The sequence below is a fragment of the Streptomyces sp. NPDC038135 genome (genome assembly GCF_055601245.1).
In genome coordinates this window covers 15408-27776 of sequence record NZ_JBVJXS010000012.1, presented here as the reverse complement: position 1 = coordinate 27776, position 12369 = coordinate 15408, and the positions used below count along the sequence as shown (strand labels likewise).

The 12369-nt window shown below is 75.2% G+C and carries 9 protein-coding genes; 6 read left to right on the top strand and 3 right to left on the bottom strand.

All coding sequences use genetic code 11. From position 1 onward, the window contains the following. Positions 1–95: 95 nt before the first annotated feature. Positions 96–1601, bottom strand: a complete 1506-nt coding sequence (locus ACZ7JA_RS30720) for a hypothetical protein (protein ID WP_470811603.1) — start codon at positions 1599–1601, stop codon at positions 96–98. A 108-nt stretch (positions 1602–1709) separates the two neighbouring features. On the opposite strand from ACZ7JA_RS30720, the gene ACZ7JA_RS30715 reads away from it, so the two are divergent. Then, positions 1710–2093 (top strand): BlaI/MecI/CopY family transcriptional regulator, encoded by a 384-nt coding sequence (locus ACZ7JA_RS30715; protein ID WP_470811601.1) that lies wholly within the window; start codon positions 1710–1712, stop codon positions 2091–2093. A gap of 31 nt (positions 2094–2124) precedes the next feature. Here ACZ7JA_RS30715 and ACZ7JA_RS30710 read toward each other — a convergent pair whose 3' ends face one another. Both ACZ7JA_RS30710 and ACZ7JA_RS30705 read right to left on the bottom strand, forming a co-directional pair. Next, positions 2125–4467 (bottom strand): glycoside hydrolase family 65 protein, encoded by a 2343-nt coding sequence (locus ACZ7JA_RS30710; RefSeq protein ID WP_351673189.1) that lies wholly within the window; start codon positions 4465–4467, stop codon positions 2125–2127. Beyond that, complete coding sequence (locus ACZ7JA_RS30705) at positions 4464–5204, bottom strand: HAD family hydrolase (RefSeq protein WP_351673191.1); 741 nt, start codon at positions 5202–5204, stop codon at positions 4464–4466. The genes ACZ7JA_RS30710 and ACZ7JA_RS30705 overlap by 4 nt, the downstream gene beginning before the upstream one ends. Positions 5205–5323: 119 nt before the next feature. On the opposite strand from ACZ7JA_RS30705, the gene ACZ7JA_RS30700 reads away from it, so the two are divergent. From ACZ7JA_RS30700 to ACZ7JA_RS30680, 5 genes are all read left to right on the top strand, one after another. Continuing rightward, positions 5324–5971 (top strand): nucleoside/nucleotide kinase family protein, encoded by a 648-nt coding sequence (locus ACZ7JA_RS30700; protein ID WP_470811598.1) that lies wholly within the window; start codon positions 5324–5326, stop codon positions 5969–5971. A gap of 354 nt (positions 5972–6325) precedes the next feature. Then, positions 6326–8032, top strand: coding sequence for an ArnT family glycosyltransferase (locus tag ACZ7JA_RS30695; RefSeq protein ID WP_470811596.1), 1707 nt, complete (start codon positions 6326–6328; stop codon positions 8030–8032). A gap of 81 nt (positions 8033–8113) precedes the next feature. Beyond that, positions 8114–9031 carry a MurR/RpiR family transcriptional regulator gene (locus tag ACZ7JA_RS30690; protein ID WP_351673238.1) on the top strand — a complete coding sequence of 306 codons (918 nt, stop codon included), beginning with the start codon at positions 8114–8116 and terminating at the stop codon, positions 9029–9031. 457 nt (positions 9032–9488) lie between these two features. Beyond that, a complete protein-coding gene (locus ACZ7JA_RS30685) occupies positions 9489–9863 on the top strand; it encodes a hypothetical protein (RefSeq protein WP_351673195.1) in 375 nt (124 codons plus the stop codon). Positions 9864–9979: 116 nt separating this feature from the next. Beyond that, positions 9980–12367 carry a SpoIIE family protein phosphatase gene (locus tag ACZ7JA_RS30680; RefSeq protein WP_389450680.1) on the top strand — a complete coding sequence of 796 codons (2388 nt, stop codon included), beginning with the start codon at positions 9980–9982 and terminating at the stop codon, positions 12365–12367. Positions 12368–12369: the final 2 nt, after the last annotated feature.

Below are 12369 nucleotides of genomic sequence, written 5' to 3'. Positions count from 1 at the left end.
CTCCGTCTCGGCACGCGCTCGGTCCCGGTCCGCGTTCCCGCAGGTCGCGCACTCAATCTCGCTCGTCGGTCCGGCGGGCCCGGGCGCGGCGGCGTTCAGGGACCGGCCGTCGGCACGGCGTAGTAGAGGCGCTGCCCGGTGAGGGGGACGGAGGGCCAGGCGCGGGCGTACCCGGGTGGGCGGGAGCCGGCCGGCACCAGGGTGGCCACGGGGGTGTTGCGGGCGGCTCGGGCGATCGCCGAGGCCGTGCTGTTCGCGTTGTGCCCGGCCGTGGCCGCCGAGGAGCAGCCGGCGTAGTACGCGACCGGGATGGCCTCGTGTCCGGTCAGCAGACAGGGCGGGCGGACGCCGAGCCGGTGCAGGGCGGCGGCGGTGCGGGACCAGTCGCGGTGGGCGGCGGTCGTGCGGCTGACGACGGCGGTGAGCACGGCGAGCTGGACGGCGAGGTGGGTGGCGAGGCCCAGGGTCACCAGGGTCGCGGCCACCGTCCGCCGGGTCCCCGGCCGCAAGGTCAGCGGACCGAGCAGCGCGTCGGCGACGGGGATCGCGAGCAGGGCGTACGCCGGGAGCAGGAAGCGGGGAGCGGCGTAACCGATCATGAAGAGGTAGGGGAAGGCGGCCGTCGCCGCGCAGGCGAGCGGCAGCAGCGTGGGCGCGGGCCGCCGGGCCCGGACCGCGATCGCCAGGCCGGTCCCGGCGGCCAGGGGCAGCGCGAACCACCAGGCGGTGACCAGCGGGTGGGGAAGCGCGCCCGTGCAGGGCCGGCACAGGGCCCGCCCGCCGAGACTGCGGAGCTGGTCGACGACGGCCATGTGCAGCCCCAGGCCGCCCTGGATCGCCGAGCCGTCCGCCAGGCGCCGGGCGAGCCCGCCGTAGCCGGCGTACGCCTCGATCACCCATTCGAGGGCCCCGGCGGCGAGTCCCACGAGGAGGGCCAGCAGGGACCGCCAGCGGCGGCGCGGCAGGCCGAGCGCGAGCAGGGGCAGCGCGGCCCACACGGCGTCCATGGGCCGCATCCAGGCCATCAGCGCGCCGCTCGCGGCCAGGCCCCACAGCGCGGCCCGGTCCCGGCGGTCCGCCCGGGCCCGCAGGAAGCAGGCGACGGCGGCGAGGGCGCCGACGGCCACCCAGTAGTTGGGCATGGCCTGGGGGCCGTAGAACAGGGTCACCCACAGGGAGGCGAACAGGGCGCCGGCCAGGGCGAGGACGCGGTCCGGGAAGAGGCCGCGCCAGGTCCGCAGGGCCAGGTACAGCGCGAGGCCGGACAGGAGGGCGAGGTAGATCCGCAGCAGGGCGGTGGACGAGGACCAGGCCGCCACGGGCGCCACGAGCAGGGAGACGCCCCGTGCGCGGGGCGCGCTGAAGAAGGCCGCGGGAGCGTGTCCGGAGACCTGGCTGACGTACACCGTCTCGTCCCAGCCGAGGCCCATGCCGGGCCGGACGAGCAGCAGTTGGGCCAGGGTGAAGGCCACGGCGACGGCGGCGAGCGGCGGGGCGAGGCCGGGGTGCCGGGCGGGCCGGGTCCCCGGGGTTCCGGCGGACTCGCGGCGCGCCCGGGCGCGCCGGGCCGCCTCGCGGGTCGCGTGTGCGCTGTCGGCCATGGCCACCTCTCCCTGGGGCAAAACACGGCCAAACTAACGCGTACCACCGCACCGTGCCCGGCGGACGGGCCGTCCGGCCGACGGCACTACGCGCTGTAAGGTTGGGCCATGGCTGGCAGAGGGTCCCGCGACCGGGCGGAGCGGCGCAGCGCCGGGGAGCTGGAGCACGAGGTACTGGCCGCGCTGTGGGCCGCCGGCCGGCCGCTGACCCCGGCGGAGGTGCAGGCGGCGGTCGACGGGGAGCTGGCCTACAACACGGTGCACACCATCCTCAAGCGCCTGCACGACAAGGGCCTGGTGCTGCGGGACGCAGGCGGCCGCCGCGGCGCGTACCGGGCGGCGAAGGACGCGGCGGAGCTGACCGCCGAGGCCATGCACGAGGCGCTGGACCGGGGGCCGGACCCGATCGGCGCGCTCCGGCGGTTCGTGACCGGTCTGAGCGCCGACGAGGCACGGGCGCTGCGCGAACTGCTCGTCGCGGACGGCGGCTGAGTCCGGCGGGCCGGGCCCGCCGGACCGGGGCTCAGCGGGCGTGCGGCGCCCGGTGGGCGGGCTGCGCCGGGGCGGAGCGGGGACGGACCGGAGGCACGGCGCGGACGGCCGGCTCGTCGGTGCTGACCGTCAGCGCCTCCCCGTGGTGGCGGAGCCTGAGCGGGGGCCCGGCGAGGAGCGTGTAGGTGGCCTTGTCGGCGCCGATCTCCACACGCAGACGGCGGGTGCGGTACTGCAGGTGGAAGGCCACCCGGCGCAGCCGCTCCGGGAGGCGGGGCGCGAACCGCAGGCCCTCGCCGTCCCGGCGCATCCCGCCGAACCCCGCGACCAGCGCCATCCACGTGCCGGCCAGCGAGGCGATGTGCAGCCCGTCCCGGGTGTTGTGCTCCAGGTCCGCGAGGTCCATCAGCGCCGCCTCGGCCGTGTAGTCGTAGGCGAGCCGCAGGTGCCCGGCCTGGGCGGCGACGACGGCCTGGACGCAGGCGGACAGGGAGGAGTCGCGCACGGTCAGCGGCTCGTAGTAGGCGAAGTTGCGGGCGACCTGCTCCTCGTCGAAGGCGGCGTCGCAGGTGTACATCGCCAGCACCAGGTCGGCCTGCTTCACGACCTGTTTGCGGTAGAGGTCGAAGTAGGGGAAGTTCAGCAGCAGCGGGTACTGGTCGGGGCGGGTGCCGGCGAAGTCCCAGCGCTGGTAGCGGGTGAAGCCGGCGTGCTGCTCGTGCACGCCGAGTTCCTCGTTGTACGGGATGTGGATGGCCTCCGCCGCGTCCCGCCAGGCCGCGCTCTCCTCCTCGTCCACACCGAGGCGCTCCGCCTCGCGTGCGTGCCGCTCGACGGAGTCCGCCGCCGCCAGCAGGTTCTGACGTGCCATCAGGTTGGTGTACGTGTTGTCGTCGGCGACCGCGCTGTACTCGTCGGGGCCGGTGACGCCGTCGATGTGGAAGACGCCGTGGTGGTCGTGGTGGCCCAGCGAGCGCCACAGCCGGGCCGTCTCCACCAGCAGCTCCACGCCCGCCTCGCGCTCGAAGTCCAGGTCGCCGGTGGCCTCGACGTAGCGCAGGACGGCGTCCGCTATGCCGGCGTTCACATGGAAGGCCGCGGTGCCGGCGGGCCAGTAGGCCGAGCCCTCCGCGCCCTGGATGGTCCGCCAGGGGAACGCGGCCCCGCCGAGGCCGAGTTGGGCGGCGCGCTCGCGGGCCTCGTCCAGCGTGCTGTGCCGCCAGCGCAGCGCCTCGGCGACGGCCTCGGGGGCGGTGTGGGTGAGGACGGGCAGCACGAACATCTCGGTGTCCCAGAAGGCGTGCCCGTCGTAGCCGGAGCCGGTGAGGCCCTTGGCGGGTATCGCCCGCCGCTCGGCGCGCGCCCCGGCCTGCAGCACGTGGAAGAGCGCGAACCGCACGGCCTGCTGGATCTCCTCGTCGCCGTCCACCTCGACGTCCGCGCGGTCCCAGAAGTCGTCCAGGTGGGCCCGCTGGTCGTCCAGCAGCCCCTGCCAGCCGTCGTGCGCGGCGGCGGCGAGGGCGGCGTCCACCTGGTCGGCCATCGCGGGCAGCGAGCGGGCGCCGGACCAGCCGTGGGCGACCAGCTTCTCCACCCTGAGCGTCTGGCCGGGCTCCAGGACGGAGGTGACGGTCAGCCGGGCCACGTCGATGTCGGCCTCGCTGCGGGTCGTGGTGCGTTCGGGACCGGTGACCACGTGGTCGGCGGCCACCGCCACCCGCAGGCCGCTGCGCCGGGTGCGGTGCACCAGCCGCAGCCGGTCGCCGGAGGCGAAGCCGTCCTCCTGCTCCAGCGGCGACTGCAGGGCGATCGCCGCGCGCGGGTCGCCGTTCGCCCCGGGCAATTGCTCGTTGGCGACCAGCTCCGACTGGATCACCACCCGGCTGCGGCTGCCGACCGCCTCCACCTCGTACGCCACCGCGGCGACCGCCCGCTGGGTCAGCGACACCAGCCGGGTCGAGCGCACGCGGACCGTGGAGCCGGCCGGGGACGTCCACTCGCAGGTGCGCTCCAGCACCCCGCGGCGCAGGTCCAGCACCCGCTCGTGCCGCACCAGCCGGCCGTAGCGCAGGTCGAACGGCTCGTCGTCGACGAGCAGCCTGATCACCTTGCCGTTGGTGACGTTGATGACCGTCTGCCCGGACTCGGGATAGCCGTAGCCTGCCTCGGCGTACGGCAGCGGGTGCAGCTCGTGCACTCCGTTGAGGTAGCTGCCGGGCAGGCCGTGGGGCTCGCCCTCGTCCAGGTTGCCGCGCCAGCCGACGTGCCCGTTGGACAGCGCGAACACCGACTCGCTCTGCGCGAGGACGTCGAGGTTCAGGTCCGTCTCGCGCACGGCCCACGGCTCGACCGTGTACGACCGGTGGGTGATCACCGCTTGCCTCCCAGCTCGGCGAGGTCCTTGACGACGACGCTCGCGCCGTGCGCGTACAGCGCGTCGCCCTGTCCGGTCCGGTCGACGCCGACGACGTAGCCGAAGCCGCCCGCCCGGCCCGCGTCCATGCCGGCCAGGGCGTCCTCGAAGACGGCCGCCCGGTCCGCCTCGACGCCCAGGTCGCGGGCGGCGGCGAGGAACGTGTCGGGGCGGGGCTTGCCCGGCAGTTTCCGCTCGGCGGCGACGACCCCGTCGATGCGCACGTCGAAGAAGTGCTCGGCGCCCACGGACCGCAGCACGTCACGGCAGTTGGCGCTGGAGGACACGATCGCGGTGCGCAGGCCCGCGGCGCGGACCGCCTCCAGATAGCGCAGGGTGCCCTCGTAGGCCTCGACGCCGCCGGTGCGGATCTTGTCCAGCAGCAGGACGTTCTTGCGGTTGCCGAGGCCGTGCACGGTGCCGGCGTCCGGCGGGTCGTCGGGGCCGCCCTCGGGCAGGTGGATGCCGCGCGACTCCAGGAAGGCGCGGACCCCGTCGGCGCGCGGGCGTCCGTCGACGTACTCGTCGTAGTCGGCGACCGGGTCGAACGGCCGTCCCCGCTCGCCCTCGTAGTCGCTGAGGAAGGCGTCGAAGGTCTCCTTCCAGGCGGCCGCGTGCACGACGGCCGTCCTGGTGACGACCCCGTCGAGGTCGAAGAGGCAGGCCTGGATGGAATCGGGCAGACCGAGCTGAGTCATACTCAGCACTCTTCCCCAAGAGGCGCGGTCCAGTGGGTGTCGCGCACCACACGGCCGATACTTTCGCACCTTCTCACCGGGGTCTCACCGGCCGGGCTGCGGGTGACACACTCTGTGGTGTGCCGCTGACCTTCGACGACCTCCTCGTCCGCGCGCGCACCCTCACCCGTGAGGGGCGGCGCGCCGTCCTCGGTGTCACGGGCGGCCCGGGCGCCGGCAAGACGACGCTGGCCGAGCACCTGGTGCGGGCCCTGAACGCGGGCGGGCCGCCCTGGGTGGCGCACGTCCCGATGGACGGCTTCCATCTGGCCGACGCGGAACTGGACCGGCTGGGCCGCCGGGACCGCAAGGGCGCGCCGGACACGTTCGACGCGGCCGGGTACGCGGCCCTGCTGCGGCGGCTGCGCGAGGAGACCGGCGAGGTGGTGTACGCGCCCGGGTTCGAGCGGGTGCTGGAGCAGCCGGTCGCGGGCTCGATCCCGGTGCCGCCGAGCGCGCGGCTGGTGGTGACGGAGGGCAACTACCTTCTGCTGGACGAGGGTTCGTGGGCGCGGGTGCGGCCGTGCCTGGACGAGGTGTGGTTCTGCGAGGCCGACGAGGAGGAGCGGATCCGGCGGCTGGTCGACCGGCACGTGCAGTTCGGCAAGGAGCGCGCGGCGGCGGTCGCCTGGGTGCTGGGCACGGACCAGCGCAACGCCGACCTGATCGCGACGACGCGGGACCGGGCGGACCTGCTGGTACCGGCCGACGCGGTGCCCACGCCTTAGCCCGGTGCCGCGGGCGGGCGTGGCGGTGGGGCTCCGTTGGCAGTGGCGGACCCACTTCGACGGGCGTGGCGGTGGAATCCCGGCGGCCGTGGCGGTTCGACTCCAGTGGCCGTGGCGGTTGGACTCGCCGGGCGTGGCGGTACGGCTCCGACGGGGTGGCGATTCGGCTCCGGCCTGCGTGAACGCTTCGACCCCGGCAGCCGTGGCGGTTGGACACTGGCGCCGTGGCGGTTGGACATTCGCGGCCGGGGCGGTTGAACCCCAGCAGGCTGCGGGCCGTACCGGTGTGCGGGGCGGAGGGTCGGCCGGTGCGGCTCGGGCAGCGGTGGCGTCCCGGTGGCGGGAGCGGTGCGGATGACGGCGTGCGAGCAGCAGGGCGCCCGCACGGGCGGTGCGGGCCCGGCCCTGGAGGTCCCCGGCGACGGCGGTCCCGGGCCGGCCCCGGCGCGGCCTGGCGGGCTGGCCGGGCTCTCGCGGCACCGGCGATGGCTGGTGCCGCTGCTCGCGGCGCTGCTGCTGGCGCAGATGGCGGCCGCGATGGTCACCACGGCCGTCCAGCAGACGCCCACCGTCGACGAGCCCGTGTACGTGGCCACGGCCACCGACTACCTGCACGAGCACCGGGTGCGCTACAACCCCGAGCATCCGCCGCTCGGCAAGCTGCTGATCGCGGCCGGGGTGGCGGTGGCGGACCCGCGCTACGACGCGGCGTACTCCGGCACCCAGGGCGAGGTGGGCCGGCACCTGCTGTACGAGTCGGGCAACGACCCCTGGCGGCTGATGCGGTGGGCGCGGCTGCCGGTGATCGTCCTGACCCTGCTGTTCGGCCTGGTGGTGTTCGCGTTCGCGCGGGACCTGGCGGGCGACGGGGGCGGCTTGGCGGGCCTGGCGCTGTACGCCTTCTCCCCCGATGTGATCGCGCACGGCTCGCTGGCCACGCTGGACGTGCCGGCGGCGGGGTTCGTGCTGACGTCGGCGTGGCTGGTGTGGCGGGCGCGCCTGCGGCCCCGGCTGTGTCTGCCGTTGTCCGGCGTGGCACTGGGGGCGGCGGTGGCGACCAAGATGAGCGCGCTGCCGGCCGTCCCGGTGGTGATGCTGCTGGCGGTGCTGTCGGTGTGGGGCGCGGACCGTCGCGGGCGGCTGCCGCGGGCGGCGGCGGCCGCGGCGGTCGTCGCGGGGGCGGCGGTCGCCGTGGTCTGGGCGGCGTACCTGGCGGTCGATCCGCGGCTGCGGTTCGACCCCGCCGCGCCGGTGCCTGCCGTGCACGGGCTGCGCGGGCGGGTCACGGAGCTGCTGCCGCTGCCGCCCGCGTACCGGGCGGGGATGCGGGTGCAGTTCGGGTTCGAGAACCAGCACTGGCAGGGCTTCCTGTTCGGGCACCTGTACACGGGGGCGCGCTGGTACTACCTGCCGGCCGCGCTGCTGGTGAAGACGCCGCTCGGGCTGCTGGCGCTGGGCGCGGCCGGCGCCGTCCTGGCCGTGGGGTTGCGGCGGCTGCGGCCCGTGGCGCCGTACCTGCTGCTGCCGCCCGGGGTCCTGCTGGCGGCGGCGATGACGGGCGCACGCGACCTCGGCACCCGGTACGCGGTGTTCGTGCCGGTGTTCCTCGCGGTGGCGGGGGCGTGCGTGCTCACGGTGCGCCGGCACCGCACGCGGGTGCCGGTGGGGCTGCTGGTGCTGCTGGTGGCGGTGAGTTCGCTGCGGACCTTCCCGTACTACCTGCCGTACGCCAACGAGGCGTTCGGCGGCCCGGCGCACACGCACCGGCTGCTGCACGACTCCAACGTGGACTGGGGCCAGGACCTGGGCCGGCTCGCCGACCGGCTGCGGGAGCGGTACCCGGGCGAGCGGGTGTGGCTGGTCTACAAGGGCAGCGGGGTGCCGTCGTACTACGGGATCGACGCCCGTGATCCGCGCGGGGTGGCGCCGGAGCGGGTGCACGGGCTGCTGGCCGTGTCCGACTCGGCGGCCGCCAAGGCGCGCGGCGGGCTGGCGGAACTGATCGCCTCGAGCCACCCGGTCGGCGAGGTAGGGCACTCGGTCACCCTGTACCGGCGGTGAGTCGGCCGCCCCGTAAACCCCCTGCTCATGACGGCCGGTGAGCTATGTTGAGTGGTCGTGGGAGACAATGGAGGCGGACCGGTGCCCTCGCCGCAGCAGGCACGCGCCCAGGCATCAGCGATCACCTCGGGCAAGGCCGTGCCGGAGGCCGAGGCGGCACCGACCTCCCAGCTCAGGGAACTCTTCGACGGCCCGCAGCTCTCGCCCGGGCAGCGCCGGGTCGCCCAGTACCTGATCGAGCACATCACCGAGGCCGCGTTCCTGTCGATCACCGAGCTGGCGGACCGGGTCGGCGTCAGCCAGCCCTCGGTCACCCGCTTCGCCGCGGCCGTCGGGTTCAGCGGCTACCCGGCGCTGCGGGAGAAGCTCCAGTCGATCGCGCTGAGCAGCCTGGCCGGCGGACCCGGCGAGGAGAACCGGGCCAACGAGTTGCAGGCCGCCGTGGACGCCGAGATCCAGAACCTGGAGAACCTGCGCCGCGACGTCGCCGACCCCGACCGGGTGATCCGCGTCGGCCGGGAGCTGTCCCGGTCCACCCCGCTGACCGTCCTCGGCCTGCGCATCTCGGTGTCGCTGGCCGAGTACTTCGGCTACGCGGCCCGCCGCATCCATCCGGACGTGCGGCTGGTGACGCGCGGCGGCAGCGTGGCCTACGACACCCTGCTGCAGGCCCGCGAGGCGGGCGGGGCCTGGGTGCTGGCCTTCTCCATGCCGCGGCACGCGCAGGAGACCCTCACCGCGCTCCGGGTGGCCCGGGAGGCGGGGCTGAAGGTCGCGCTGATCACCGACCTGGCGCTGGGCCCGCTGGCCGAGGAGGCCGACATCGTCTTCGCGACCGGCACCGGCTCCCGCCTGGTGTTCGACTCCTACGCGGCGCCCGGCGTGCTGGCCTCGGCGATCCTGCAGGCCATGACCGACGCCGACCCCGAGCGCACCCAGGCCCGGCTGGAGAAGTACGAACAGGGCGCCGATCAGCACCACTTCTTCCTTAAGGACTGAAACCTGCGGCCACGCGGCACACTTCGCGCCGGTTCTTCCCGCCGCAGCCCGGCGGCCAGGAAATCCTTCGCCGCAGGGGATCATTCACCGCATACCGCGCATGAATGTTTTCATACGTCTTGCCAAGCCGACGGCATATATAAATACTGCTCACGGATCGCACCCGGCGCACTCCGGGACGGTCTCGCCCCCGCGGGCCCACCGCCCGCGGCACCGCCCCGAGAAGGACGACGTACCGCATGCGCATGCAAGTCCGCCCGCCGCGCCGGTTCCCGTCGTCCGGGGCTCCCGCTCGGGCATCCCAAGCCGCCGTTCCCTACCCACGTCGGCGCCCGGGATGTCCGGTGGCGCACCGCCCAGGCGGCGCGCCGCGTGGCGGCCCCGGTCATCCCCTAGGCCGGGGCCGCCCCAACCGGCGGACCACCCTCAAGACGCCGCACTCCGGAAGCGAAGACCCATGCCCCTGACCACCACGCGCATCAGCCCCGACTGGCCCTGTCAGGTCAAGACGCCGGGCACCTACGACTGGGAACGCTCGGCGGCCAGGTGGCTGCGCGAGCTGATCCCGGCGCGCTACGGCAGCTACCCGGCGATGATCCGGCATCCCGTCCTGCTCGCCCGGCACGCGCAGATCCAGGTGCAGCAGGAGATCCGGGTGGCGCGGACCGCGCTGCAGACGGCCCGGGCCGAACTGCCCGTCCTCGGTCTGCCGGAATCGGTCATCGAGCACACGATCAAGCTGTACGCCGCCGAGGTCCTGCAGCTCCAGCACATCGCGCGCAGTGTCCGCGCGGTCAGCGAGGCACTGGCCGGACGCGGCACCGGCCGCTGACCGGGTGCCGCCCGGCGCACCGTCCCGGCTCCGCCGGACCGCCCGGTTCGGGCTGGTACGTCCACCCCGGCGAGCGGGAAAACGGGTACGGCAGACGAGTGATCGAACGGGCCCGGATGTGCGATGCTCAACGCGTGACGAGCGAGCCCGTGCCCCCCGTGGACCCCGGCCCGCGCGCCGATGTGGCGGCGCTGGCCAGAGTCGTGGCCCGGCAGCGCGCCGAACTGGAGCGGCTGCGGGACCAGGCCGCGACGTCGGCCCTGCTGGAGCGGGCCACAGGCGCCCTGATGGCGTCGACCGGCTGCTCCCCCGACGCCGCCCACGACAAGCTGCTGCACGGCGCCAAGGCCGGCGGCCGCACGCTGCTCGAGGAGTGCTGGATCACCCTGGGCGCCCTGCTGCCGGCCGAGCGGGCCGCCGCGGGCGCGGGCCGGCCCCCGGCCGCCGGCCGCTGGGACCCCCCGGCCGCCGGCACCGGCGACTTCGCCGACGTGCTGGCCCGCGTCGGCCGGGCCCTGGTCCAGGTCGGCTCGCCGCAGGAGCTGGCCGCGTGCCTGCTGGAGCACCTGGCGCAGGAGGCGGGCGCCGACGCGGTGCTGCTCTACGCGCGACTGCCCGAGGACGGACTCGAACTGCTCGGTCACGCGGGCATCGAGCCGACCCTCGCCACGCAGTGGCACCACGTACCGCCCGTGTCCGGACTCGCCCCGCTCGACGCCCTGCGGTCCGGCGAGCCGTGCTGGCTAGAGGATCCGGTCGCGGACCGCAAGCGGTACCTGCTGATCGGCGACCCGCCGGAGCGCTGGCCGTCGCGGGCCTGGCTGCCGGTGCCGGGCGGGGAGACGGCCGGCGTCGCCCTCGGCGTGCTGCGCCGGCACGACGGCCCCTTCGAGGCGGGTGAGCGCGAACTGCTCCGGGCCGTGGCCCGGCTGTGCGCGGGCCGGCTGCGGGTCTTCGACGCCCCGCCGGGACGCCCCGACGACGCCGCCCGGACCGTGCAGACGGTGCTGGACGCCCTGCCCGGGGCGGTGATCCTGCTGACCCCGCTGCGCGCCGCGTCCGGCGAGGTGGAGGACTACCGGATCGACGCGGCCACCCCCGGCGCTGTCGACGTGTTCGGCCGGACGGGCCGGGACCTGGTCGGCAGGCACATCCTGGAGAGCTACCCGTCCGTCGCCGGCGAGCCGCTGTGGCGCGGCTACCTGGACGCCCTCGCCACCGGGGCCGCGTTCGAGAGCGAGCCGTTCGCCTACCAGGACATCACCGACGCGATGCCCGTGACCGGCACCTACTCGGTACGGGCGGCGCCGCTCGGCGACGGGCTCCTGGTGTCCTGGCTGCGGCACGACCCCGCGGAGCTCCAGGAGCAGCGGCTGTCGGACGTCCAGCGGCTCGGCAACCTCGGCTGGGCGAGCTGGAACCTGGTGACCGGGGAGACCGCCTGGTCCGCGCAGACCTTCGCCGTGCTCGGCCGGGACCGGGTGCGCGGACCGGTCGCGCTGGAGGGGCTGCCCGGCCTCGCGCTGCCCGAGGACGCGACCGTCCTGCGGCAGGCGATCACCGGACTCACCGGACGGGCCGAGCCGTTCGACGTGCCGTTCCGCATCCAGGGCCCGCTCGGCGTGCGGCACCTGCGGATGGTCGCGGAGGCCGTGACGGAACCGGACGGCACCCTCGCCGAGGTGCACGGCTTCGTCCAGGACCTCACCGCGCAGCGCAGCGCCGAACTCGCACTCGCCGAGAGCGAACGCGCGATGCTGCTGCAGCGCGGGGTCCTGCAGGCCGAACGGGCGCTGGCCACCCGGCTGCAGCACGCGCTGCTGCCGCTGCCCAGCAAGCCGGTCCGGCTGGCCGGACTGCGCATAGAGGTCGCCTACCTGCCCGCCCAGTCCGGCGTCCACGTCGGCGGTGACTGGTTCAGCGCCATAGAACTGCCCGAGGACGCCGCGCTGTTCGTGGTCGGCGACGTGGCCGGTCACGGCGTCGGCGCGGTGGCGACGATGGCCCAGCTCCGGTTCACCGCCAAGGGCATGGTCAGCACGGGCTCCTCGCTGACCGGGGCGCTCGCGCGGCTGAACCAGCTCCTGCTGCAGTCCCGGGACACCCGGAACACGGCCACCATGGTGCTCGCCCGGTACGACCGGGCGAGCAGGGTGCTGTCCTGGACCCAGGCCGGCCATCCGCCTCCGCTGCTCGTGCGGGACGGCGAGATCCGCTACCTCGACCGCCCCCGCGGCATGCTGCTCGGTGCGAGCACGTCCCCCGTCTACGAGTCGGCCCGGATCCGCCTGGAGCCCGGGGACCGCCTGCTGCTGTACACCGACGGCCTGGTGGAGCGCCCCGGCGAGGGGATCGACGCGGGCCTCGCCCGGATGGCCGAGGCGGTGCTCGCGCACGAGCGCGGGGCCGGCGGGTCGCTGGAGGCGCTGCTCGCCGCGATGCTGCCGGGCGAGCGGCGGGACGACGTGTGCGTGCTGGACATCCGGATGCCGCGGGAGGAGTAGCG

Bases quoted from the DNA above. Each gene is read 5' to 3' on its own strand.
- ACZ7JA_RS30720 (WP_470811603.1), bottom strand. From the start codon at position 1,601: ATGGCCGACAGCGCACACGCGACCCGCGAGGCGGCCCGGCGCGCCCGG.
- ACZ7JA_RS30715 (WP_470811601.1), top strand. From the start codon at position 1,710: ATGGCTGGCAGAGGGTCCCGCGACCGGGCGGAGCGGCGCAGCGCCGGG.
- ACZ7JA_RS30705 (WP_351673191.1), bottom strand. From the start codon at position 5,204: ATGACTCAGCTCGGTCTGCCCGATTCCATCCAGGCCTGCCTCTTCGAC.
- ACZ7JA_RS30695 (WP_470811596.1), top strand. From the start codon at position 6,326: ATGACGGCGTGCGAGCAGCAGGGCGCCCGCACGGGCGGTGCGGGCCCG.
- ACZ7JA_RS30685 (WP_351673195.1), top strand. From the start codon at position 9,489: ATGCCCCTGACCACCACGCGCATCAGCCCCGACTGGCCCTGTCAGGTC.
- ACZ7JA_RS30680 (WP_389450680.1), top strand. From the start codon at position 9,980: ATGTGCGATGCTCAACGCGTGACGAGCGAGCCCGTGCCCCCCGTGGAC.